We start from the raw sequence: 25,402 nt of genomic DNA on the forward strand, positions 1-25,402 counted from the left end.
TTTAGAAGTTTTCTTCTTTTCGTTTGGTGAGCACTTCATAGCCTGTAGCGGTTACAGCAATGGTGTGTTCCCACTGGGCAGAAGGGCGCCGGTCTCTGGTTACCGCTGTCCAGCCATCGCCCAGCAGTTTGGTCCCTTTCTTGCCAGCATTGATCATTGGTTCGATAGTAAATGTCATGCCCTCTTGCAGGACACAGTCATTTCTATCGTTATAACCTTCATAATGGATGACCTGTGGGTCTTCATGGAACACTCTGCCAATGCCGTGGCCGCAGTACTCTTCAACAACCGAGAAATGATTGCCGTGGGCATGTCTGGCAATTACACGACCGATATCGCTTAGACGGTTACCTGGTTTCACTTGCTCAATACCCAGGTAGAGACACTCCTGGGTCACCTGTACCAGCCTCTGGTTAAATGGTTGAACATCACCAACCAGGAACATTTTGCTGGTATCGCCATGGTAGCCATCTTTGATCACAGTGATATCGATATTAACAACGTCACCGCTTTTCAGAAATTTTTTATCACTGGGAATGCCGTGACAAACGACCTGGTTGATGGAAATGCAGGTGGACTTGGGGAAGCCGGGTCTGCCCGGGGCTGCGCCGTAATGTAATGGGGCAGGGATTGCCTTCTGCACATTGACAATATAATCATGGCAGAGGCTATCCAGTTCGCCGGTTGAGACGCCGGGCTGCACATGGGGTTCGATCATTTCCAGCACTTCAGCGGCCAGACGGCCAGCGATGCGCATCTTTTCAATTTCTTCAGGGGTTTTGATGGTTACATTCATTGTCAGGTCAGGCCGCTTAAAGATGCGAAAGTCAAATGATAATTCGTGTTATCTTACCAGAATCCCCAAGCGAAGTATTAACAATATTATATCCGTCAGGTGTTGCTCAAAACGAGGGGTGACTTCTGCGTTTAAGTCCGGCAGGCACCTATAGCAGGTAAGATGCCGATAAAGCCACTGCCCCTAACGGTACTGCAATTTGAGCATATCTGACAAAGTGCCAGAAGGAAGATAGCCAGGTTCTCTGGTCTACCTTGGGGTTTGATCTGAACCTGACATCAAGGCTTTTCTTTGAAAAATAATTATCTTCATAGCGCTTGGAACTGAAGAGGCCCCACAAGGTATACCACTGGCAATCCCAGGCGTCAGGATCGGATTCGCAGGACTGATTGTAGAAAGGCAGGTTTTTCTGATAAACCGTTAACTTCAGTGTGTATATTGTGTTCGGAGCCAGCTGGTCGTCGTAACTGAGGGCCTCGTTGGACAGGAAAATTTTTCCGGGGTAATAGAACAGTGTGGGCACATAACTCCGGTAAATATTTTTGTCAGGGTTATCACCATTTTTCAGTTTGAACTCCCAAAGCGTGGAGCGTCGAATTTTCTGGTCGCTGGAGATGGCGTTCAATGTTTGCTGAATACCTTTTGCTTCATCGATATAGATAGTGGACTTCAGTCTGTTGCCAAATATGGATGGTTCGTAGAGTTGAACTCTGACGATGATATTTTTCAGCTTTTCAGTGACATCTTCTGATACCTCGTTGAGTGCTGCGGCAGAGAAGTCCTGGGCTCTCATGATAAATGGATAGCCTTTTTCTTGCCTTGAGCCATCAAGGCCAGGGGCAGACTGCCATACCAGTGGGTCAATATTCTCGTTGTCAAAAGTTTTGGGAAGCGAAAAAGCGTTGGGAGAGCCTGAAGCAATTCTTTTTCGTGTGGTTACGGTAAAGCTGACTTCGTCTTCTCCCTTGAAGCGACAGGAAAGGCTATCAGGTTGCGGGTTGTGGATATACTCGTTGAAGATGTACTCGTTTTTAGGATCTTCAATAAACAGGGTTGGCGCTAATCTGGCAGATTGTGAGGTTCGCACGGTGTTTTTCAGATTGCTGACAGTGACCACTTCCTCTTCACCCGGTAGCAGGTCATAGCCATTGGCAAGACGGTCAATAAAGCCGGGGGAGTCGGGGCTCCAGCGGGCTTTATCTTTTTTCAGAAACTCCACGTCAAAGACCATTTTTCCCTCACCATCCTGACAGTACCGGCTTTCGTGCATGGTGATATCGGCGTAACAGGTTTTTGGCTTCCAATGGCAATGTTCGACTTGTTTCATGCCACCGTCCGAGGTGGGCAGGAATATCTTTTCACATACATGGTAGGAGCCACAGTGCTGTGCATCGGTGACCAGCTGGCACTCCTGCCAATTCCAGTGAAGGTATGTACGATAGTTAATAACACCTGTCCAGGCTGGTGACGGCTGTTGCCGCAAAATATCTGCCGCCTCGTGGCGGCTGATGTTTTTCAAGTCCTGCCATGCTTCTTCGTCAAAGGTTTCCGGTAAGCGAACATGGGTATGGTGGTTGGCAGAACATCTTAACTCTTCAGAGTGGAGGTTGCGGGTTTGATGGGCAGGGATAACGTGTCCGGGACATGACTGGCTTGCTGTTATCCTCGGAGCAGACACTTGCAAGCAATGGTTGTTAATAAGAAAAGGCACGGCAAAAGAGGTGTATGGCTTTGAAAATAAAAGTATGAGCAGCAAAGCCACATACAAAAGTTGCTTTTTGATAGCCATCACATCAACCTGCAAAAACGTTTAATGAATTTATTGTGAAAATGAGTATCCCGTCACAGATACTCATTGCTTTGTATTGATGTTTTTAAAAGAGCTGTCGTCTTTTTCTGCGATCAGCAAAGACGTTGTCCCTGGTCAGCATATCAACCACGCTTTGCAGCTTTCTGGCTTCATCGAGACGGTTTTCCTGGTTTTCCAGGGCGTTGATGCACATGGCAACAGCTCCTTTGAGTGTGCCAGCCTCAACCATCATGACGTCGCTCTCAATATCATCGTCATCTTCTGATGAGCTGAAAACCTGCTTTGCTTTTGCCTGGTAGAGGGCTTTTGCCATGTCTGAACTGAGGTAGTGCTGACGATATCCGTCACGAACCTTTCTGAGGCCGCCTGAGCGGCTGATGGCCAGTTCTTCATCAATATCTTTTTTAATCAGGGCGATAATGAAATATTTGGTGTCCATCTCATTGGATTTACCGCCCAACCAGGTAACCCATGAACTGACAGATAACCACTTTTTGCTGGCGGAATTTTCAATGGTTAACATTGCTTCATGAGCGAGATTGGCGTAACGCATGAGCTTATTCTGATCATAAATGGGTGCAGCACCAACGGTCATATCATTCAGGTAGTAATCCAGATTGAAAATACGCTTGTCATATTCAACCGGGATGCAACCAATTTGAATACCATAGGTGGCACGAATGTAAGATCTTGCCCAGAATGCATCGATCAACATCTCTTTGGCTCTTTTGCTGCCTTCCCGGTCGGAAATGGTTCTGTATCTCTCTGACGTACCGAAGGTATCTATAAAGGTTTCAATGGCATCTTTGGTAAAACGGTTGATCCCTTCATCAATGACTCGCTTATCCTGGGTTCGCATGGCCCGTAGCTGCAAGGCATTACGTTTCATATCAGCGATCTGTTCTGCAGTATACAGTGACATCGACTTGAGCTGGTCGCTACTGATGCCGAGCTGCTGATGAAGGACGCCATTGGGCAGGACGATATTGAAATGAAGTTCGCTCATTTGGGTATCAAGCCTGCGCAAGGTTGACTGGTATTGATGAACCAGCGGGAGCATATCAACCTCACTGTCGGGATCGGCAGTTATGTCTGGCCTTAGGGTGGGGAAATGTTCCAGGTTATTAACGTCTTGAAGGAACAGGTTTGATTCCTGTGTGAAGGTTCTCACATGGTCAAGAAATTCCCTGACGGGTATTGGTTGAAGGATGCTCTCGTCAGAAATTTTCTGGAGCTCTGAGGCAACGGTGGTTAAGTCTCTCAGGCTGCGGCCAAGATCGTTAATGGTTTTCAGCAGGATGTCACCATCACGCTCACCTCTCAAATAAAAGGCCTGTATGTACTGCTTCTCGATTTCTGTTTTGTTGGCAAGGTTGATAGTCAATTCGTCACTGTTTTCCGGAGTGACACTGATAACCGGTGGGAATACTGCATCAGCGTCAGATCCTGGAGTCTGTTCGTAATAGTGACCGGGAGATACCTGTTGCCCATGGTATTGCTCAAACCGGGTCGGGTCACTCCGTGAGGAACTGCTTGCCGAAACAGTGTCGAAAGACGTAAAAGCAAAACATATTGCGCAGCATATTATGCTGCCAGTAGCTCTGTTCATTTTAAAAGCTCTGAAAAGTTAAAAATTATTCAACTGGTATATTGACCATGGTGAAAGAATATAGTTCCGTTTTTTTGGTTGTGATCTTTTTTGTTAAAGAGCTATTCAGGTGTTGTCCAAATTTAGATGGTACGGTTTAATTGCTTTCTCATGATGATTGATGAACTTATTCAATTGCCCAAAGTCCAAAAGTTCAATCAATATTAGATTGATCTTTTTTAATATTTAAAACTTATAATTTTTGGAGAGTTCATTATGAACAATGCTGTACCCGGTCATTCTTTTACACGTGACCTTCAAACTGTTATTCCTGCCAGTCCAGAGGGTAAATTCGATGTAAGTGGCTCTGGCAATGAAAGCCTTGCTACAGCCTTTATCAGAACCATAGCGACAAAGCCCCTCTGGCGTGGACTGTTCATTGTTTCCGTGAATACAGCAATGTATGCATGCGGTGAGGCACTGAGTAGTTACTTCGCAGATGAACGGGATGGGCATTTGCCATTGTACCCGTTCAATATATCGCAGCCATTCTTGGGAGGATCAGTCCTGGGCTTTGCTCAAGGGGTTTTTCAGGCCTGTTTAACTGAGGCGTATATTACAATTCATACTTGTATTGAGAACAGATCGATCAACGTGGTACCAGGTCAGCCAAATGTCATCACCGCCAAGGATGAAATCTCTGGTGATCAGCGTCCCGTTGAGTCTGGAAGTAAACAGTGATGGTCCGCCGGCTGTAGCTCGTTAATTACTGCGCCGGTTTATCAGGGGCTTTACCTCAATTGGGGTTAACCCGGATATTTCATAAACGTGCTCCCGCTCTCGCTTGTCCTTTGCCGCTCTAAGGGAGTTTTGTTCAGTCGACCGTACTCCCCGGTACTTCACTCCCTCACAAAGTCCCTCAGAGCGACAAAGTCCTTCGCGAGATTCGGGGCAGTTTATGAAATATCCGTACCAGCTTTTCTGCAGGCAGTGATGCTATTGACGTTCAGTTAGTACGATTTTACCGCTCCCTTAAGTTCATTAGTGAACTTTTTCAATTATCCAAAGTCAAAATGTGTGATCAATAATAAAAAAAATCTTTTTAATACTATAAATTTCTAATTTTTGAGAGTTCATTATGAACCCCGTAACCCATATTACCGGCACTGGCAGTGCACAAATTGATATTTCTGGCACATCAGAGGGAGCAAACGATGCAAGTGGTTCTGGCAATGAACGCCAGACTGCTACTCCCTGGTACCGAACAGACAAGGCAAAAACTGTCTGGCGGGGGCTAACCATTATCTCCGCTGGTGTAGCCCTGGGGATAGGTGGTGAGTCACTGATTAATTATCTTTGGAAACGGGATGGGGTTATACCAACGTACACGGATGATACTCCGCAGCCAATTATGGGGGCCACCATAGGCTTTTTAGCAGGGAGTATTATTTTCTTACTCGATGAACGCCGCCGCACAATACAGCAAAACTCTCTGGCAAGCAGATCAATCAGTGTGGCATCGAGTCAATCAGAGGTCTTCAACACCCGGGTTAAAATTTCTGATCTGGACTCCACTGATAGGGCAAGTAGAGTCTGATATCCTTAGCCCGGATATTTCATAAACGTGCTCCCGATCTCGCTTGTCCTTTGCCGCTCTAAGGGAGTTTTGCTCAGTCGACCGTACTCCCCGGTACGGCGCTCCCTCACAAAATCCCTTAGAGCGACAAAGTCCTCGGCTTTAGCATCCTGCGTCGCACTAACTCCCACATCCATGTGGTCGGGTGCGAGATTCGGGGCAGTTTATGAAATATCCGGGCTAGCTTATTAACTACTGGTTTATCAGGGGCTTTAGCCTCTACTGAAGTTGAGCCATCTGCTGCATTACCAGGAAACTGATGTGCGCGGGCGTGCCGGGCGGGATGACCAGATAACGCACTCACCGTGCCGAACGATCCATGAGATCACCGGGTGCCTGAAACCAGCCATAGAGTTTGATAGGGCTTTAAATGTTCTGAGGTAAAGGTCTTGTCGCTAAGCAGGTCAAGACAACCTTGGTATTTTTTTGCATTTATGTCCATATAAGTTGCCGTCAGATTATGAATGGCAACCAGGCTTCTGCCCGTTTTGGGCTCAGTCCTGGAAAAGGCCAGTATGCCCGGTGCGATATCAATGATTTGCTGAGGGCAGTCCGGGTGAAAACAGCGTTCTTTTCGGCGAATTCCAATAATGGTTTTCAGGGTTTTAAAGACCATGCTCTGCATTGAGACTGGGTTTTCCAGTTCTGTGCGCAGCTCTTCAATATCCCATTTACGGCGATTGATGGATCGGGTGCGGCCAGATCGTTCAACGCCGACAATATCGTTCCCAGTCGCCAGCAGGCTATGAATATAGATGGCCGGAATACCTTTCATGCCGAGCATAATGATCTGCGAGCAGAGAAAGCGTTGTGCCTGCCAGTGATCCTCACCACGGCGTGTGCCTTTCATGGCGTCAAATAGAGAGATATTGATCTCATAAGGTTTTTCGCTTTGATCCTGTAGTGTGCGCATGCTGACGAACCCGCCAAAACGGTGCATGCTGTCCACCAGTTCAGCGACTTCACTGTCGGGAACGAGCCCTTCAAGCGGTCGCAGCCCAATGCCATCATGGGAGGCGGTGAAATTCAGTGTTGTGCAACCCTCAGGGTATTCCGGTAATGCCCTTGCCCAGTGCGCCAGGTATTTTTCTGTGCCCCGGTTTAGTGCATGAAGTATCAGTGGCGGCAGTGCAAACTGGTACACCAGATGCGCCTCATCGCCCCGGGCGAAATAGCTGAAGTTTTCCGGGTCAGGTACATTGGTTTCAGTTATCAGTAATGCACCGGGGCAGACCTGTTCAATAATCAGCCGCATTACTTTTACCATGGCGTGGGTTTCTGGCAGATGTACGCAGGCTGTATTGAGCTTCTTCCATAGAAAAGCTATGGCATCAAGACGCACTACGCTGGTGCCCCGGGCAAGGTAGAAAAGCACAATATCGACCATTTTTATCAGTACATCCGGGTTTTTGAAGTTAAGGTCGATCTGGTCCTCACTGAAGGTGGCCCAGACGTGGCGGGTTCCCCGGCGTGTCTGGGTGGGAACCAGCAGGGGGGAGTTTCTGGGGCGGGTGACCATGGTTAGATCTGTGGATGGATCTTCCTCAATAAAGTAGTCCCGCCCAGGCTGGATGCCGCTGACAAAATCCGCAAACCACAGGCTTTCCCGGGATACGTGGTTGATAACCAGGTCGGTCATTAACCGATAGCGCTCAGCGATGGCCCTGACGTTATTCCAGTCACCAAGAGCAGGGTTAACCTGTAGATAATCAATGATGGAGAATCCATCATCAGAACTGTAGGGAAAATAAGGCAGTATATGCACGGTGGAGATCAGCTGCCGGATGTGCCTGCCAAGGAATTCACTGAGTACTTTCAGTGGTGGTTTCCCATGCTCTGTGAGGCTGTCGCCATAAGTGATCAGATAGATATCCTGCTCTGACCAGGCATCAAAACTTTTCGGTTCATGGTTGTGCAGATAGTGCTCAACCCGACGGACGATGATACTGGCGAGGTCATCCGATTGATCGCCATAAGGGATGTGAAGAAGCCTGGATAGCGATTGATGAAATGACGCAAAGATAGGGGGATAGCTTTGCAAAATGCCTCTCCTGAAATAGCAGCGTTATGGAGTTCTGATTCACGTTCGTAATATCAAGAGCATGAGTTGTGCCATGTAATATTGGCATGTTATTCAACCATCTTTACGGGTATATGATAGTAACATACCCTAATATCTGAATGTTTTTCACGATATATCACTTTAAGGCATTGAACTATTTTTTGTAATAATGGTCAAAAATCATACTTGGCAATTTTTGCAATATGCTTCATTTAATTACCATGATTGCAGCCCTTAAATTTTGTGTATTGTGCACCCCGATAACAGGAATAAAAAATGAATGTCTCACCAGCAGGTTCATTACATCTTGATACTGCCCTTAAATCCGCCCCACTAGCTCAAGCCGTTCGCAGTAAGTCAGGCCTGGTAAGTTTGGTCATGGAAAAACTGAGGCAAATTAAACTTGACTATGGTGGCAAAGCAGAGAAGCAGAGTGTTAAAGCATTGTTTGAGCGTCTGATATCCGAATACCCTGGAGCCGCCACTATTGAAGAGCCGCTCTGTATTACACGAGCACTGGGCGAAAGTCATAAAGACTTTCTTAAAAGATTTATCGTAGAGGTTATCACTCAATATCCGCGGTTGAAATTTCAGGAGGTCAATAGCCGAGATGAAGCAGAGCAATCAAGTCATAATTTAACTCATTTCTATGACAAAGTTAATCGTGTAGATATCAAAATCTGTAAAATATCTGAAGTCATCGAAAGTGTGAAAATACTGGCCAGTATGTACAAATATCCCTGGATCGATCATTTAATAAAAGATCAACACAAATGGGGCGAATATTCCGGTCTGCTTAACGGTGATTTATTCATTTCAGCCGGATCAGTTGACGTGGTGGATTTAGCGCATAAGAGGGTGATGAAACGACTGAAAAAGGCAAATGCCTGTACCAGCTACTCTCCGCTGTTCTTTTTTCGCAATGAAGACAGCCTCCAGAAAGGTATGTTGATAATCTGTAGATCTACTGACCCTGACCCCAAAAGGGAAATGGGTATATTCATTCGATCTATCAAGCAGAAGTCATTAATAAGAGCGGGTTTCACCCAACGATTGGGTCGACTATAAAGAAAGCTTCGGAAGAAGCAGACCGGAACCTGCTATTGCAAAATGCCTCTCCTGAAATAGCAGCGTTATGGAGTTCTGATTCACATTCTTAATATCAGGAGCATGAGTTGTGCCATGTAACATTGGCATATTATTCACCCCGCCTTTACGGAATGATGATAGTGACATCCCCCGCTATCTCCAACTTTTTTGCGATATATCACTTTAAGGTTTTGAACTATTTTTTGTCAGAGTGGTCAATAATCACGCTTGGCAATTTTTGTAATATGCTCAAGGCAATTGCCATAATTGCAGCACTTAACTTTTGTGTATTGCGACCCCGATAACAGGAAGAAAAAATGAACGTCAAACCAACTGGTTCACCAAATGTTGATACTAACGATAAATCCCCTCCTCCAGATGATGATCAAGCCGTTCCCAGCAGGTTAGGCCTGGTTAGCCTGGTCACAAAACAACTGAGTCATATCAAACTTCACCAAGGTGATATAGAAGAAAAGTTGAGTGTTCAAGCATTGTTTGAGCGTCTGATATCCAAATACCTGGGAGTCGCTACCATTGGAAAGCCTCTCTATATTACACAGGCAGAGAACGAAAGTAATAAAGACTTTCTTGTAAGATTTATCCATCAGGTTATCTATCAATACCCGCGGTTGAAATTTCAGGAGGTCAATAGCCGGGACGAAGCAGAGCAATCAGGCCATGATTTAACTCATTTCTATGACAAAGATAATCGTGTAGATATCAAAATCTGTAAAATAGCTGAAGTTATCGAAAGTGTGAAACAACTGGTTAGTAAGCAGCATTATCCCTGGATAAGTAAAGTAACGGGTGAATCTAATGACGATCAACAAGGTTGGGGCAAACATTCCGGTCTGCTTGCGGAAGATTTTTTCATTGCAGCTGGGTTAGTTGTCATGGGAAATTTACGGCATGAAAGTGTGATACAACACCTGAGAGAGGCAAATGCCATAACCGGCTACAATCCGCTCGTCTTTTTTCGCAATGAAGACGACCTCCAAAAAGGTATGTTGATAATCTGTACATCTACTGACCCTGACCACAAAAGGCGAATGGGTATAAGTATTAAATCTAATCCAAAACCCTAAGATTAGATAAGAGCAGGTTCCGCCCAATGATTGGGTCGACTATTAAGAAAGCTTCGGAAGAAGCAAACCGGAACCTGCTATTGCAAAATGCCTCTCCTGAAATAGCAATAAAGCTCTGATTCACACTCTTTACCTTCTTGACATGAGTTGTGCCTTGTAATATTGGCATGGGAACTGCATCGTATTAACGCATTCAAGATCAAGTGATAAACGGAGTTATTGAATGATTACAAAATGCCTCTTTCCTGTTGCCGGTTATGGCACACGTTTTTTGCCAGCCACCAAATCCATGCCCAAGGAAATGCTGCCCATTGTCGATAAGCCGCTGATACAATACGGGGTAGAGGAGGCGATGGAAGCAGGATTAACGGATCTCGGTTTTGTTAATGGCAGGAATAAGCGGGCGATACCGGATCACTTTGATATTAACTATGAACTGGAGGCGGAGATTGCCGGTAGTGGCAAGGAGGAGAAACTGTCGTCGATCCGGGATGTGATGTCTGCCTGTACCTTCTCATATACCCGGCAGAATCAGATGCTGGGGCTGGGGCATGCCATTGCCTGTGGCCAGACATTGATAGGTGATCAGCCCTTCGGTGTTATTCTGGCGGATGACCTTTGTGTCAACGATAAAGGTCCATCGGTGATGGCTCAGCTGGTCAATCTCTATAAACAGTTCCGGTGTACGATTCTTGCGGTACAGGAAGTGCCTGCGGCAGAAACCGAAAAGTATGGAGTGATTGCCGGGGAGGCCCTGGATGAGCATTTGATCCGGGTGACGGATATGGTGGAAAAACCTGCGCCTTCAGAGGCTCCCAGTAATCTTGCGGTGATTGGCCGTTACGTTCTGACCCCTGATATCTTTGACATTATTGCCAACACCGAGGCGGGAAAAAACGGTGAGGTACAACTGACAGATGCCATTTTGTCTCAGGCCAGAAGTGGTTGTGTGATTGCCTGTAAATTTCAGGGCAGGCGATTTGACTGTGGCAGTATGGGTGGCTTTGTCGAGGCCACTAATGCCATTTATCAAAAACGTTTTGGCTGAGCGGATGGTTTATTGATGGCAGCAACAGCGCCGAGAATACTGATTTTTACCGATCTTGATGGCTCCCTTCTGGATCATCATGACTATGGCTGGGCAGCCGCTCAACCTGCCCTGGAATTGCTGGTTGAGCGTGAAATACCGGTGATTTTTAACACCAGTAAAACGCTGGAAGAGGTGCTTGTTATTCAGCGACAGATGGGAATTGATCAGCCATTTATCAGTGAAAATGGCATGGTGACGACGATCCCGGCGGATTATTTTCGGGATTCCTGTGAGCGTACCCACTTTTTTCATGGTCAGCCTTATCGCAGCATACGGCGAATTTTATCCAATATCCGGCATCAACATGGTTTCAGGTTTACCGGCTTTGGTGATCTGACCGAGGATCAGGTGGCAGAAGTTACCGGGTTATCAATCGATGAGGCTGGTAAAGCCATTGCCCGAAAGGCCAGTGAGCCGGTGATCTGGCGTGATGGTGATGCAGAATTGCGGGAGTTTGTCAGGTTGCTTGAATCGCAAGGGCTTTATCTGACCAGAGGAGGGCGCTTTTATCATGTTTCCGGGAAAGGGAGTAAAGGGCTGGCTTTGCAGGCATTACTGCAAAGGTATCAGCAGGAATTTCCGGAAGAGACCTGGCAAACCTGTGCGCTTGGGGATGGGATAAACGACTTGCCGATGCTGGAGGCGGCCGATTATCCGGTGCTTATCCGGTCGGAGCATGGTCAGGCACCGGATGTGAGTCATTTGGTGAATGTTGTCAAAACCCGCAGCGTCGGCCCTCAGGGCTGGAATCAGACCATACTCGACTTGTTTGGCAAGTCATAAAATCACTTTCAAGAGTAGAAAAAGGGTAGGGAATGGGTGACTTTTATCAGAATGGCATAATTACCAATTTTCACAATCTGAGAGTTCGGTCAACCGACGATATGGAGCGTGACCTGCTGGCATTTTCCCGCCAGCGTCCCATGTCACTGGTCTTGCCTTCATTGTTTTCAGAATTGGAAGGGCCTGCCCTGGGGCATATTGTCGAAGAGTTGAGTCAGGTGCGCTATCTCTCTGAAATAGTGATTGGCCTTGATCGCGCTGATCAGGAGCAGTTTGCCTATGCCAGGGATTTCTTTGGACGGCTGGATCAGCATCACCGTATTCTCTGGCAGGATGGGCCAAGGTTGCAGGCAATTGATGCCCTGCTGGCTGCAAAGGGGCTGGCGCCGAAAGAGCCCGGGAAGGGTAGGAATGTCTGGTATTGCTACGGCTATGTGCTGGCATCGGCAAAGTCAGAAGCCGTGGCGCTCCATGACTGCGATATTGTGACCTATCAGCGGGATCTGCTGGCCAGGCTGCTCTATCCGGTTGCTAATCCCGCCTTCAGCTACGACTTCTGCAAAGGCTACTATGCGCGAATCGCTAACAATAAGTTAAATGGCCGGGTCAGCCGTCTGCTGGTTACGCCCCTTTTGCGGGCGCTGAAAAAGATTCTCGGGCCGATGGAGTATCTCGAATATCTGGATAGCTTTCGTTATCCCCTGGCAGGTGAATTCTCCATGAGAACCAGTGTCTTTAACGATATCCGGATTCCCAGTGACTGGGGGCTGGAGATTGGCGTGTTATCGGAGGTTAAGCGCAATTACTCCAGTAAGCGGCTCTGTCAGGTGGATATTGCGGATATTTATGATCATAAGCATCAGCCGCTGTCTGAAGGGGATGTCAGTCGTGGGTTGTCGAAAATGAGTCATGACATCATCAAGGCGATTTTCCGCAAACTGGCCACCAATGGTGTTCAGTTTAATACCGAGACCTTCAGGACCATCAAGGCGACCTACTACCGGGTGGCCCTGGACTTTATTGAATCCTACTATGATGACGCCATGATCAATGGTTTGCATGTGGATCGTGACAGTGAAGAGCGGGCTGTGGAGTTGTTTGCCAGGAATATCATGGAAGCTGGTCAGCATTTTCTGGAAAACCCCATGGAGCGTCCCTTTATTCCCAGCTGGAACCGGGTTATGTCTGCTGTTCCGGATATATTGGAGCGACTTTATGATGCGGTGGAAGAGGATAACCAGCGTTTTGGCTGATGGCAGAAAAAGTTTCGAAAATTGTTCGGGTATGGTATAAAGCGCCACTTGATTTCGAGATGCGATTTCAAGATGGGGTACATGGCGGTTAGTCTCAGGACTGGCAGCATGGACTTCATTAAACTTAAGGTTGATAAAAGATCTCACATTCACCGACACATGGTTCCGGGTGCCAGTTTTCAATCCTTTAAATGGATGATGATCTGGTCGAACACATGGGGTGTTTGGAGGCATAACCCTGAATCAGGAGATTCCCATGACTCAAGTCACTATGCGTGACATGCTCAAGGCCGGCGTGCATTTCGGTCACCAGACCCGTTACTGGAACCCGAAGATGAACAAGTTCATCTTTGGTGCACGCAACCGAATTCATATCATTAACCTTGAGCACACCCTGCCTGCCTTTAATGGCGCTCTGCAGTTCATCGGTAAGCTGGCTGAAGGCAAGAACAAGGTCATGTTTGTTGGCACCAAGCGTGCTGCTGGCAAGATCATTCGTGAAGAAGCTGCTCGCTGTGGCATGCCTTACGTTGATCACCGCTGGTTGGGTGGTATGCTGACTAACTACAAGACCATTCGCCAGTCCATCAAGCGTCTGCGTGATCTTGAAAGCCAGCGTGACGACGGTACTTTTGAAAAACTGACCAAGAAAGAAGCGCTGATGCGCAGCCGTGATCTGGAAAAACTGGACCGCAGCCTGGGCGGTATCAAGGACATGGGCAGTCTGCCAGACGCTCTGTTCGTTATCGACGTTGAGCATGAGCGCATCGCCATCCAGGAAGCCAACAAGCTGGGTATTCCGGTTATTGGTATTGTGGATACCAACTCCAGCCCTGAAGGTGTGGACTACATCATTCCAGGTAACGATGATGCGATCCGTGCTATCCAGCTGTACCTGAAGGCTGCTGCTGATGTGATTCTGGAAGGTCGTGCCCGTGCGAGCACCGGTGCTGAAGACGAGTTCGTAGAAGTCGAAGAAGCACCAAAGGCTGAGGAAGCTCCCAAGTCTGAAGAAGCAGAAGGTTCTGAAGAAGCCTGAGGCTTTTGAAGAACCGGCTTCAGGCAGTATCTGATTTAGCTGGTCTTATGACTGGAGTGCAGACTTAGGGATTGTCCTGCATAAATAACAGATACTGTTTGCCGATTTTGGAAAAGAGTAAGGGGGCTTTGCCCCCTTTTTTTCCGATGTACAGATAACTATTCTTTTATGCCGCTGTTATTGATGGTGGCATAAAAAGACTGTCAATTTGCGAGGAATCAACCATGGCAGCTATTAGTGCAGCACTGGTAAAAGAACTGCGTGAGCGTACTGGCCTGGGCATGATGGAGTGCAAAAAAGCACTGGTTGAAGCACAGGGTGACATTGAAGTAGCAATCGAAGAAATGCGTAAGTCCGGTCAGGCAAAAGCTGCCAAGAAAGCCGGTCGTATCGCAGCAGAAGGTATTGTAGCCGTTAAAGTGGCTGACGATGCCAGCTTTGGTGTACTGGTTGAAGTCAACAGTGAAACTGACTTCGTAGCCCGTGATGATAACTTCCTGAACTTCGTTCAGCAGGTGGTTGGCGCTGCTTTTGCCCGTAAAGAAGCTGACGTTAACGCGCTGATGGAAGGCGAGCTGGAAGAAGCCCGTCAGGCGCTGGTTCAGAAGATCGGTGAAAACATCGGTGTTCGCCGTATCGCTATCGTTGAAGGCGGCGTGATTGGCTCATACGTTCACGGTAACAACCGTATCGCTGTTCTGACCAAACTGGAAGGTGGTGATACTGAACTGGCTCGTGATATCGCCATGCACGTTGCGGCTGTTAACCCACAGGTGGTTAACAAGGAAGATATGCCGGCTGAACTGGTAGAGAAAGAGAAAGAGATCTTCCAGGCTCAGGCTGAACAGTCTGGCAAGCCAGCCAATATCATCGAGAAGATGATTGAAGGTCGTATCAGCAAGTTCCTGGCAGAAAGCAGCCTGGTTGAACAGCCTTTCGTTAAAGATCCTGATACCACTGTTGGTGCACTGGCCAGGAAAGCTGGCGCTACTGTATCCAGCTTCGTACGTTTCGAAGTGGGTGAAGGTATCGAGAAAGAAGAAGTGGACTTCGCTGCTGAAGTCCGCGCTCAGGCAGGACTGTAATAACCAGGAGCCTCCCGGGCCAGCCCATTGGGTTGGCCTTTTCATGTCTATCCATAGCTGATGGTTGATTTTCAGGTTTTCTTCATGGGAAAGTTTCATGGACAAGAATGTCAACTGTCAGAACACATCAACTCGCTGGCTGATTGATCAGAGCAGATCATTTTCGTCCAGACGGTTCATCGAATGCAGCTTTCATGGCTGGTCTCCAGATGGCAGCGCATTTGCGGGATGTGTGTAATTTAGCCAACCAGACTCGGAAACTGAACATGCCGGCAAGTGATAGTCAACCGAAATATAAACGTATACTGCTGAAGCTCAGCGGTGAAGCTCTGCAGGGCGAGGGTGAGTTTGGTATTGATCCCAGGGTCCTGGATCGAATGGCCCTGGAAATTGGTCAGTTAGTAGGGATCGGTGTACAGGTTGGTATCGTTATCGGCGGTGGAAACCTCTTCCGTGGCGCTGCGCTGAGTGCCGCAGGCCTGGACCGGGTCACCGGTGATCACATGGGCATGCTGGCAACCGTGATGAATGCCCTTGCCCTGCGTGATGCCCTGGAACGCTCCAATATCAATACCCGGGTGATGTCAGCCATTCCCATGAGTGGTGTTGTGGAGCATTATGATCATCGTCGTGCCGTGCGGTACCTCAACTCTGGCGATGTGGTGATTTTTTCTGCTGGTACCGGAAATCCATTTTTTACCACTGACTCTGCGGCCTGTCTGAGAGGCATTGAAGTGGGCGTTGATATCGTTCTCAAGGCCACCAAGGTTGACGGTGTCTATGATAAAGATCCGGTAAAGCATTCTGATGCGGTTAAATTTGATCAGCTGACCTATGATGATGTCCTGGCTCGCAAGCTGGGCGTTATGGATTTAACGGCGATTTGCCTGGTGCGCGACCAGCAGATGCCTGTCCGGGTGTTTAATATGAACAAATCCGGCGCTCTGTTAAATCTTGTGGTTGGCGGTAATGAAGGAACACTGGTAAACGGGGGTTAATGATGATCAATGAGATTAAAGATGATGCCAAAGAGCGTATGGGCAAAACCATTGAATCGTTGACGGTTGCCTTCAACAAGATTCGTACCGGTCGTGCCCATCCAAGTCTTCTGGATGGCATTAAGGTGTCTTACTACGGTTCAGAAACACCACTGAGTCAGATGGCTAACATTTCTGTTGAAGACGGTCGTACGCTGGCAGTACGTGTCTGGGAAAGACAGATTGTGCCTGATGTTGAAAAGGCGATTCTGAAGTCTGACCTGGGGCTGAACCCTTCGACTGCCGGTGAAGTTATTCGTATTCCTCTGCCACCGCTGACCGAAGAGACCCGCAAGGGCTATATTCGTCAGGCGCGTCAGGATGCGGAAAACGCCCGCATTGCTATCCGCAATATTCGCCGTGATGCACTGGCTGATATTAAAGAGCTGGAAAAGGAAAAAGAGATCAGCGAAGACGACGAGCGTCGTGGGCAGGATGATGTTCAGAAGCTGACTGATCAGTTTATTGCTGAAGTTGATAAAAATCTTTCTGTTAAGGAAGAAGATTTAATGGCGATCTAATGGCTGGCTGTACTGAATTGCAGTTATTGTCTTGTCTGGTATGTCAGGCAGAATCCAGGTGGTAATGACTGCAATATTTCAGGCGTCAGCTGTCTTATGATGCTTTGTGGGAGCTTGCTTTTTACGGCGGGCTCCTGCAAGGTTCTACTGTTACATTTTTTTTACCTGCCAATTTTCAGATCGTCTTAATCCATGGCCAATACATCGTTACAGGGAAAAAGCGGCATTCAGGGAGTTCCGCCAGAGAGGCTGCCGCGCCATGTGGCTATCATTCTTGATGGGAACAACCGCTGGGCCAAAAGGAAACACCTGCCCGGACTCGCCGGACATCGCGCGGGTGTTAACCGGGTTCGTGAGGTGGTTGAAGCCTGCGATGAACAGGGTGTTGAAGTGCTCACGCTGTTTGCGTTTAGCAGCGAGAACTGGAGTCGGCCGGTCATTGAAGTGAATGGCCTGATGCGCCTGTTCCTGGGGGTTCTCAAGCGAGAGGCTCGACGGATGCAGAAAAAACGCATCCGGTTGAAGGTCATTGGCGACATTACCCGATTCAGTCCTGAAATTCAGAAGTATATTCAAGAAGTAGAAACGCTCACTGCCAATGATTATTCAGTGACCCTGGTCATTGCTGCCAACTATGGCGGCAGGTGGGATATCGCTTCTGCTGCGAGGCTACTGGCTGAAAAAGTGGCGCGTGGTGAGCTTGATGCTAAAAATATTGATGAGTTTGCCATTGAACAGCATCTCAGTACGTCGGGTTTGCCTGCCCCTGATCTATTGATTCGTACCAGTGGTGAACAGCGAATCAGTAACTTTCTATTGTGGCAATGTGCTTACAGTGAGTTTTATTTTACCGACACCCTGTGGCCGGATTTTGGCCGTAATGAATTACAGCAGGCCCTGCTGAGCTACGCCCGTCGCCAGCGACGGTTTGGCAAAACCAGCGAGCAAGTGGAGGCTGAAACACTGTGCTGAAAGAAAGAATTATAACTGCTGTCATATTGGCACCAGTGGCGCTGGCAGGCGTGTTTTTATTACCGTTAACCGGTTTTGGCTTGTTTATTGCCGCTATTATTATGCTGGCGGCTTGGGAATGGGCAAACCTTTCCGGTTTTGAACAGCGATCTGTACGTCTGTTCTATGCGCTGGCTATTGGTGTTTTTTGTGTTCTGACACTTTTTTTACCGTCCTCTCTGATTCTTGGTCTGGCTGTTGTCTGGTGGCTGGTCGCTTTCATCCTTGTCAGGCAATATCCCCAGAGCCGGTGTTGGCTTGAGAGCAGGCCCCTTAGATTATTGATGGGGTTGCTGACTCTGGTGCCCCCATGGCTGGGACTTTATGAACTCAAGCAAATGCCAGACTCAGCCTGGTTGATCGTTACTCTCCTGGTGATGGTCTGGGCGGCAGACTGTGGCGCTTATTTTGCGGGCAAGCGTTTTGGTAAAACAAAGCTTATTGAGCGGGTCAGCCCGAAAAAGACGCTGGAAGGATTGGTCGGGGGATTGCTGTTTTCAGTGCTGATTGCAAGTATTGTGACGTTGTTTGGCAGTGTCAGCTTTTTTCAGGGGGTATCATTGTTGATTCTCACCATACTGACCGTTCTGGTTTCCGTTCTGGGCGATCTTTGGGAAAGTGTTTTGAAGCGTTACCGGGGGGTTAAGGACAGCGGAAGCCTGCTGCCAGGTCATGGTGGTGTGCTTGATCGAATTGATAGCCTGACTGCAGCCGTTCCGATATTTACTCTTTATGTCATGATAGTCAGGGGTATATAGGTCATGACTGCATTATGCTCTCAATCCGACAGACAACGGGTTTGTGTGTTGGGATCCACGGGATCCATTGGCAAAAGTACTTTGGATGTTATTGCGCGGAACCCGGACCAATACAGCGTGCATTCTTTAGTAGCGGGCAGAAATGCGGATGTTATGCTGGAGCAGGCACGTCGGTTTCGTCCGCAGTATATTGTTATGGCGGATGAACAGGCAGCCAATAAGCTCAGGGCAGGTCTTCAGTCTGAAGGTCTGCGCATTTCCGTTGAGTCCGGCCTGGACGCCATGAACCAGGTGGCGGCGGATGGCGATGTCGATGTGGTTATGGCGGCCATTGTCGGTGCTGCAGGGTTATCGCCAACCATGGCTGCGGTTCGTGCCGGAAAAAAAATACTCCTGGCCAACAAGGAAACGCTGGTGATGACCGGTGCCTTATTCATGGATGCGGTTAAGGCATCTGGTTCTGTTCTCCTTCCTATTGATAGTGAGCATAACGCCATTTTTCAGTGCCTGCCTGCTGATCACCACAGGGGGCTTGAGCGGGTAGGGGTCAGGCGAATATTGCTGACCGCTTCCGGCGGTCCATTCCGACAGTCTCCGGTAGAAAGTTTTGTCGCTGTGACGCCTGAACAGGCCTGTGCCCATCCAAACTGGAGTATGGGACGTAAAATTTCGGTGGACTCTGCCACGATGATGAATAAAGGGCTTGAGTTTATTGAAGCGTGCTGGCTGTTTGATGCCCGTCCCGAGCAGATAGAGGTGGTGGTTCATCCGCAAAGCATTATCCACTCAATGGTGGATTATGAGGATGGCTCGGTACTTGCCCAGATGGGTAATCCGGACATGAGAACGCCCATTGCCCATGCCCTGGCATGGCCGGGAAGAATAGCATCCGGCGTTGCTCCCCTGTCTCTGACCGAGATCGCCAGACTGGACTTCTATGCGCCGGACATGATGCGTTACCGTTGTTTGAAGCTGGCCCAGGACGTGGCGCGCAGCGGTGGTACAGCGGCTGCTATGCTCAATGCGGCCAATGAAATTGCCGTTGATGCATTTCTGGAACGTAAACTGCGTTTTGATCGCATACCTGAAGTTATTAATGCCACATTGCAGACCTTACCGGTCATGAATGCCGGCGACATAGATCAAGTGCTGGAAGCTGACAGGGAAGCCCGCTATCTGGCCCGGAAACAGGTTTCACAAATGCAGGGTGTTGCATGATTTTTGAATCGCTCTTGTCGGAGATCGCTGGCTCAGCACAGACCATTTTTGCTTTTGTAGTGACCCTTGGAATACTGGTAAGTATTCACGAGTATGGTCACTTCTGGGTGGCCCGCCGTTGCGGTGTCAAAGTGCTTCGTTTCTCCGTAGGCTTTGGCAAGTCATTATGGCGCTGGACTGATCGTCACGGTACTGAATTCAGTATTGCAGCAGTACCGCTGGGCGGCTATGTCAAGATGCTGGATGAGAGGGAAGGGCCAGTGCCCGATGATGAGCAGCACCTTTCCTTCAATAATAAGCCCGTCCTTGCCCGGATTGCCATTGTTGCTGCCGGGCCTGTTGCCAACTTTCTGCTGGCCATTTTTGCCCTCTGGCTCATGTACATGGTGGGTGTTCGTACCCTGATGCCTCAGGTTGGCGAAGTGATTCCCGATTCTCCATCTGCCGTTGCAGGCATTCAGCCCGGAGATGAAATTGTTGCCGTTAATGGTGTGGAAACACCGGGCTGGCAGGCCGTGAACATGGAGCTGTTGTCCTACATTGGTGAGAGCAGAAATCTTGATGTCTCTATCCGGGCAGGTGAGCCCGGAGAGACCTCAGAGGGGGCTGTCCGGGATAAAAATATCGCGATAGTCGACTGGCTGGTTAATGAGGAGCAGCCAAACCCCGTGCGTTCCCTGGGTATTGTGCCTTACTCTCCTGTTATCCCTGCGGTCATTGGTCAGATAGCGGATGATGGGGCGGCAGCAAGAGATGGCCTGGAGCCGGGTGATAAAATCCTGCAGGTTAATGGGGAAACCGTCATTGACTGGATACACTTTGTTGAACTGATCCGTGACAATGCTGGTCAAACACTGCAGTTGCTGGTTGAGCGGGATGGCGTTAGTCAGGATATGCCGTTGACCCCGGGCAGTCGATCCACTGACGGGGTGACAACCGGTTTTATCGGTGCAGGTGTCCAACAGGTTTCCTGGCCAGAAACCATGATTCGCCATTTACAGTTTGGGCCGATTGATTCGCTGGTAAAAGGTGCCCGGGCGACCTGGTCACTGACCAGCATGACCCTGGAATCCCTCTGGAAGATGGTTGTCGGGCTTGTTTCGGTGAAAAACTTGAGCGGTCCGATAACCATTGCTAAAGTGGCTGGCGCGTCGCTTGAGTCTGGGCTGGAAAATTTTCTCTATTTTCTGGCCATGTTGAGCGTTAGCCTGGGGGTGTTGAACCTGCTCCCCATACCCGTGCTGGATGGCGGTCATCTGCTTTTCTACCTCGTTGAAATGGTCAGGGGCAAGCCGCTTTCCGAGAAAACCCAGACACTGGGTTTGAAAATCGGGGTAACGTTTGTTGTCGGAGTGATGATGCTGGCCATGTATAACGACCTGAGTCGACTCTTCCAATGATACGTTGGTCAGACTGACGCACTGCCTGATGAAGTGGTAACAGCATTGGTTTGACCAGCAAACATCCAGGTGAAAGAAAAGCATTTTGCGCCCTGCGCGTCATGAATAGCGATGTGGAAATTGAAAAGCATGTTTTTCACGTTAATGCGAAATGAACACGGATAAGAACGGATTCCATGAAGCGATCACTGTTGTCTCTGCTGATTGGCTCTTTAGCCATCGCGCCTGCTGCCCAGGCCTTCGTCGTCTCAGATATCCGGATTGATGGCCTTCAACGGGTTTCAGCCGGGACAGTTTTTAATGCCCTGCCGGTTGAGGTTGGCGATGATATTGAATCACCGGATATTGCCGGGGCCGCCCGGGCGCTCTATCAAACCGGGTATTTCAATGATATTCGTATGGCCCGTGAAGGTGATGTTCTGGTGGTTGCTGTGGTTGAGCGACCCTCCATCAGCGCAATTGAGATCAAGGGTAACAAGGCGATCAAGACGGAAGATCTGATTACTGGTCTGGAGCGGTCCGGTCTGGCGGAAGGGGAGATTTTCCAGCAGGCCACACTGGAAGCGATCCGTCTTGAGCTTGAGCGTCAATACGTTGCCCAGGGGCGATACGGTGCCAGAATCACTGCCGATGTTGAAGCGCAGCCCCGTAACCGGGTGAAGCTGCGCATCAATGTCAAGGAAGGCAAGGTGGCCACCATACAGCATGTCAATGTTGTGGGTAATACGGCCTTCCCCAGGGATGAACTGATTGACCTGTTTGAGCTGCAGAAAACCGAGTGGTATCAATTTTTCAGTTCTGCGGATAAATACTCCCGGGAGAAACTGTCCGGTGACCTGGAGCGTTTGCGGTCATGGTACCTGGACCGGGGGTATATCAACTTCAATATTACCTCCACCCAGGTGTCTATCAGCCCTGACAAGCAGAGTGTGTACATTACGGTCAACGTTGCTGAGGGTGATAAATACACAGTCAGTGACGTTAAGCTGGCCGGTGATCTGGTGATTCCCGAAGATGAGGCAAGAAAGCTGCTGCTGGCCCAGCCAGAGCAGGTGTTCTCCCGCAGACTGATTACTACCACGGAAGAGATTCTGAGCCGTCGCCTTGGCAACGAAGGGTATACCTTTGCCAATGTGACTGGAATTCCCAAACCGGACCATGACAACAAAACCGTTGAGTTGACCTTCTTTGTTGATCCGGGCCGCAGAGCGTATGTCCGACGGATTAATTTCTCCGGGAATACCAAGACCGATGATGAGGTACTGCGTCGGGAAATGCGCCAGATGGAGGGTGCTTCTGCCAATACCCAGAAGATTGAGCAGTCCAAGGTGCGGCTCGAGCGTCTGGGGTATTTCAAGGAGGTCAATGTTGAAACGCCGCCGGTGCCGGGAACCAGCGATCAGATTGATGTTAATTACACCGTAGAAGAGCAGCCTTCCGGCAGTGTCACGGCCAGTATTGGTTTCTCCCAGTCTGATGGTCTGTTGCTTGGTGGCTCGGTCAGCCAGAATAACTTTCTGGGAACCGGCAACAAGGTCACTGTTGGTTTGAACAAGAGTGATGTCAGCCAGCTCTACAATTTCAGTTTTATGGATCCCTATTACACCATTGACGGTGTATCCCGTGGTTATGATATTTACTATCGAACCTACGATTACAGTGATTCGGATATCTCCAGTTATGCGGCTGATACTTTTGGCGGTAACGTTCGTTTCGGGTATCCATTGTCTGAAACAGAGTCCATTAATTTCAGTCTCGGGGTTGATGGTACGGAAATTACCACCGGTTCCGGCACTCCCCAGGTTATCCTGGATTATCTGGATGAAGAAGGACGCAAGTTTACCAATATCAAGGCGTCATTGGGCTGGTCGCAGTCAGAGTTGAACCGTGGGCTACTGCCAACGGCGGGTTATTCCCAGAGTTTGTCGCTGTCTGCCGCGATGCCGGGCTCAACCACTACGTTTTATAAGCTGGTGTATCGAGGTCAGTACTTCCAGCCCATTACCCGCAGTCTGACGGCGCGTTTTGCCACCCGCCTGGGTTATGGCGGTGCCTATGGCAGCACTTCAGAAATGCCGTTCTTTGAGAACTTTTATGCCGGTGGTTTTGGTTCTGTAAGGGGTTACAATGATAACTCCCTTGGGCCCAAGGCTGCGCAACGGGATAACGGTGATGACTTTAACAGCATGGGTGGAGATGTTCTGCTTGAGGGTACGGTTGAAGTGCTATTCCCGTTGCCCTTTGTCAAGGATCAGCGTTCATTAAGGACCAGCGTGTTCTTTGACTATGGTAATGTGTTTGATACGAGCTGCAGCTCACAGGTGGTTGATTGTTACAAGCCGGACCTGGGCGAGCTGCGTTACAGTGCTGGTATGGGCCTGACCTGGATTACCCCCCTTGGCCCGCTGACTTTCAGTTTGGCTAAGGCTCTGAATGCCAAAGGCAGGGATGAAACCCAGACCTTCCAGTTCTCTCTGGGTACTCCATTCTAAGCAAAGCCCTCTTGAAAGAGGGTATTTTACGTAATTAAAAGGTGCTATCAGGCACCTTTTCTTTATAATGCCTCCTTTTACCGTTTTCAGGAGATTTATTTTGAAATCCATCAGACTGGCATTCCTGGCCCTGATTATGCTAGCCCCTTTGGCCAATGCAGCCACTACTGGCACTAAAGTGGGTGTGCTTGATACGGTGATGGTGTTAAGTGAATCCGATGCAGGCAAACAATACGCCAAAAAGTCTGAAGCCAAGTTCAAGCCTCAGTTAGTGGCTCTGCAGAAGCTGGAGAGTGAAGTTCGTAATATGCAGGAAAAACTGCAAAAAGATGGCCCGACTTTGAGCGCCGAGCAATTGAAAGTTCGCCAGCTGGAGTTGCAGCGCAAGTATGAAGATTTGCAACTGAAAGGACGCCAGTATCAGACTGACAAAGCAGAAGCGGATAATGCTGAGCGTGAAAAGCTACGGCCAAAACTGCAGACTGCCATCGATACCGTTATTAGTGAATTAAAGCTGGATCTGGTCATTGATCGTCAGATGGCCATCTATGGCAGCCCTGGTATTGATATCACTCGCAAGGTCATCGAAAGCCTCAACCAGATGAAATAATGAATCATGACTGATGTTTATACTTTGTCCCAACTGGCAGAACAGTGTGGTGCCCGACTGCAGGGAAATGGGGATAAGCAGGTCTCAGGTCTGAATACCCTTCAGGATGCCCGGGGGCATGAGTTAAGCTTTCTGGCCAATCCGGCCTATGCCCGATATCTGGAAACCACTCAGGCCGGTGCGGTTATTCTCTGCCCGGATTCCGCCAATGGGTTTGCCGGAAATGCCCTGGTTCTTGATAACCCATACCTGGGTTATGCCCGGCTCTCCTCCCTGTTCGATACTGACCGTGGTGGCAATGCAGGTATCCACCCAAGTGCCGTGGTTGATGAGACAGCGATTGTTGATGCGACCGCTGCCATTGGTGCCAACGTTGTTATTGAGGCAGGCGTTCAGATTGCCGCCGGTGTTCGCATTGATGCCGGTACTGTGGTGGGGCACGACTCCGTGCTTGGTGCCGATGTCCACCTGCATCGCAATGTTACGGTCTGCCATGGTGTCACCATCGGTGATCGAACCATCATCCACTCCGGAGCGGTGATCGGTGGTGATGGTTTCGGTAATGCACACGCAGATGGCCGCTGGTACAAAATCGCCCAGATCGGTGGTGTGGTGATCGGCAGTGATGTCGAAATTGGCAACAACACCTGTATTGACCGTGGTGCCCTGGGTAATACGGAAATACACAGTGGTGTCCGTCTCGATAACCTGATTCAGATTGCTCATAATGTGGTAATCGGCGAGAACACAGCTATTGCCGCGGGTGTCGGTATTTCCGGAAGTACAAAGATTGGTAAAAACTGTACTATTGCCGGAGCCGCCGGTTTTGCCGGTCATCTGACCATTGCTGATGGGACGTTTATCAGTGGCATGGCCATGATTACGCGCTCAATTACCAGGGCTGGTTCCTACTCTTCCGGTACTGGTTTTATGGAGAGTCGTGAGTGGCGGAAAAACGTGGTTCGTTTCCGGCAACTGGATGATCTGGCCAGGCGGGTTAAACAGCTGGAGAAACAGTGAGACTGATATAAGTCCACTG

22 protein-coding genes are annotated in these 25,402 nt (G+C 48.9%); 18 read left to right on the forward strand and 4 right to left on the reverse strand.

Annotated elements, in window-relative coordinates:
- Position 1 precedes the first annotated feature (1 nt).
- The 3 genes from map to J7439_RS02080 form a co-directional block, all read right to left on the reverse strand.
- Positions 2–796 (reverse strand): type I methionyl aminopeptidase, encoded by a 795-nt coding sequence (map, locus tag J7439_RS02070; protein WP_209200031.1) that lies wholly within the window; start codon positions 794–796, stop codon positions 2–4.
- A 148-nt stretch (positions 797–944) separates the two neighbouring features.
- Positions 945–2,474, reverse strand: a complete 1,530-nt coding sequence (locus J7439_RS02075) for a hypothetical protein (RefSeq protein WP_209200032.1) — start codon at positions 2,472–2,474, stop codon at positions 945–947.
- Positions 2,475–2,670: 196 nt separating this feature from the next.
- Complete coding sequence (locus J7439_RS02080; RefSeq protein ID WP_209200033.1) at positions 2,671–4,215, reverse strand: hypothetical protein; 1,545 nt, start codon at positions 4,213–4,215, stop codon at positions 2,671–2,673.
- Between the two features lie 255 nt (positions 4,216–4,470).
- Between J7439_RS02080 and J7439_RS02085 the strand changes: the two genes are divergently transcribed.
- On the forward strand, positions 4,471–4,935 hold the full coding sequence (locus J7439_RS02085) for a hypothetical protein (RefSeq protein ID WP_209200034.1): 465 nt from the start codon (positions 4,471–4,473) through the stop codon (positions 4,933–4,935).
- A gap of 397 nt (positions 4,936–5,332) precedes the next feature.
- Positions 5,333–5,791 (forward strand): hypothetical protein, encoded by a 459-nt coding sequence (locus tag J7439_RS02090; protein WP_209200035.1) that lies wholly within the window; start codon positions 5,333–5,335, stop codon positions 5,789–5,791.
- Positions 5,792–6,155: 364 nt separating this feature from the next.
- Here J7439_RS02090 and J7439_RS02095 read toward each other — a convergent pair whose 3' ends face one another.
- Positions 6,156–7,871: a sugar phosphorylase gene (locus tag J7439_RS02095; protein WP_209200036.1), complete on the reverse strand. Its 1,716-nt coding sequence runs from the start codon at positions 7,869–7,871 to the stop codon at positions 6,156–6,158.
- Positions 7,872–8,168: 297 nt separating this feature from the next.
- Here J7439_RS02095 and J7439_RS02100 point away from each other — a divergent pair, with 297 nt between their 5' ends.
- The 16 genes from J7439_RS02100 (at position 8,169) to lpxD (ending at position 25,383) form a co-directional block, all read left to right on the forward strand.
- A complete protein-coding gene (locus J7439_RS02100) occupies positions 8,169–8,960 on the forward strand; it encodes a hypothetical protein (RefSeq protein WP_209200037.1) in 792 nt (263 codons plus the stop codon).
- Positions 8,961–9,298: 338 nt separating this feature from the next.
- The gene (locus tag J7439_RS02105; RefSeq protein WP_209200038.1) at positions 9,299–10,066 is read left to right on the forward strand and encodes a hypothetical protein; all 768 of its coding nucleotides are present in this window, start codon (positions 9,299–9,301) and stop codon (positions 10,064–10,066) included.
- A gap of 223 nt (positions 10,067–10,289) precedes the next feature.
- On the forward strand, positions 10,290–11,114 hold the full coding sequence (gene galU, locus J7439_RS02110) for a UTP--glucose-1-phosphate uridylyltransferase GalU (RefSeq protein ID WP_209200039.1): 825 nt from the start codon (positions 10,290–10,292) through the stop codon (positions 11,112–11,114).
- Between the two features lie 15 nt (positions 11,115–11,129).
- Positions 11,130–11,939 (forward strand): HAD-IIB family hydrolase, encoded by an 810-nt coding sequence (locus J7439_RS02115; RefSeq protein ID WP_209200040.1) that lies wholly within the window; start codon positions 11,130–11,132, stop codon positions 11,937–11,939.
- 32 nt (positions 11,940–11,971) lie between these two features.
- Complete coding sequence (locus J7439_RS02120; protein ID WP_209200041.1) at positions 11,972–13,192, forward strand: glycosyltransferase family protein; 1,221 nt, start codon at positions 11,972–11,974, stop codon at positions 13,190–13,192.
- 256 nt (positions 13,193–13,448) lie between these two features.
- On the forward strand, positions 13,449–14,231 hold the full coding sequence (gene rpsB / locus J7439_RS02125; protein ID WP_209200042.1) for a 30S ribosomal protein S2: 783 nt from the start codon (positions 13,449–13,451) through the stop codon (positions 14,229–14,231).
- A 224-nt stretch (positions 14,232–14,455) separates the two neighbouring features.
- Positions 14,456–15,316, forward strand: coding sequence for a translation elongation factor Ts (gene tsf, locus J7439_RS02130; protein ID WP_209200043.1), 861 nt, complete (start codon positions 14,456–14,458; stop codon positions 15,314–15,316).
- A 266-nt stretch (positions 15,317–15,582) separates the two neighbouring features.
- Positions 15,583–16,314 carry a UMP kinase gene (gene pyrH, locus J7439_RS02135; protein ID WP_209200162.1) on the forward strand — a complete coding sequence of 244 codons (732 nt, stop codon included), beginning with the start codon at positions 15,583–15,585 and terminating at the stop codon, positions 16,312–16,314.
- A 2-nt stretch (positions 16,315–16,316) separates the two neighbouring features.
- A complete protein-coding gene (frr, locus tag J7439_RS02140) occupies positions 16,317–16,874 on the forward strand; it encodes a ribosome recycling factor (protein ID WP_209200164.1) in 558 nt (185 codons plus the stop codon).
- Positions 16,875–17,066: 192 nt separating this feature from the next.
- On the forward strand, positions 17,067–17,846 hold the full coding sequence (gene uppS, locus J7439_RS02145; protein ID WP_209200044.1) for a polyprenyl diphosphate synthase: 780 nt from the start codon (positions 17,067–17,069) through the stop codon (positions 17,844–17,846).
- The gene (locus tag J7439_RS02150) at positions 17,840–18,643 is read left to right on the forward strand and encodes a phosphatidate cytidylyltransferase (protein WP_209275685.1); all 804 of its coding nucleotides are present in this window, start codon (positions 17,840–17,842) and stop codon (positions 18,641–18,643) included. Before uppS ends, J7439_RS02150 begins: the two co-directional genes overlap by 7 nt.
- Before the next feature lie 3 nt (positions 18,644–18,646).
- Positions 18,647–19,861 carry a 1-deoxy-D-xylulose-5-phosphate reductoisomerase gene (ispC, locus tag J7439_RS02155; protein WP_209200046.1) on the forward strand — a complete coding sequence of 405 codons (1,215 nt, stop codon included), beginning with the start codon at positions 18,647–18,649 and terminating at the stop codon, positions 19,859–19,861.
- Entirely contained in the window at positions 19,858–21,261 is a 1,404-nt protein-coding gene (gene rseP, locus J7439_RS02160) for a sigma E protease regulator RseP (RefSeq protein ID WP_209200047.1), read from the forward strand. Before ispC ends, rseP begins: the two co-directional genes overlap by 4 nt.
- Before the next feature lie 176 nt (positions 21,262–21,437).
- The gene (gene bamA, locus J7439_RS02165; RefSeq protein ID WP_209200048.1) at positions 21,438–23,753 is read left to right on the forward strand and encodes an outer membrane protein assembly factor BamA; all 2,316 of its coding nucleotides are present in this window, start codon (positions 21,438–21,440) and stop codon (positions 23,751–23,753) included.
- Positions 23,754–23,853: 100 nt separating this feature from the next.
- Positions 23,854–24,363 carry an OmpH/Skp family outer membrane protein gene (locus J7439_RS02170; protein WP_209200049.1) on the forward strand — a complete coding sequence of 170 codons (510 nt, stop codon included), beginning with the start codon at positions 23,854–23,856 and terminating at the stop codon, positions 24,361–24,363.
- A gap of 6 nt (positions 24,364–24,369) precedes the next feature.
- Positions 24,370–25,383: a UDP-3-O-(3-hydroxymyristoyl)glucosamine N-acyltransferase gene (gene lpxD / locus J7439_RS02175; RefSeq protein ID WP_209200050.1), complete on the forward strand. Its 1,014-nt coding sequence runs from the start codon at positions 24,370–24,372 to the stop codon at positions 25,381–25,383.
- The last annotated feature ends 19 nt before the right edge of the window (positions 25,384–25,402 follow it).

The sequence above is a fragment of the Salinisphaera sp. G21_0 genome, assembly GCF_017744115.1.
Lineage (GTDB): Bacteria > Pseudomonadota > Gammaproteobacteria > Pseudomonadales > Endozoicomonadaceae > Endozoicomonas.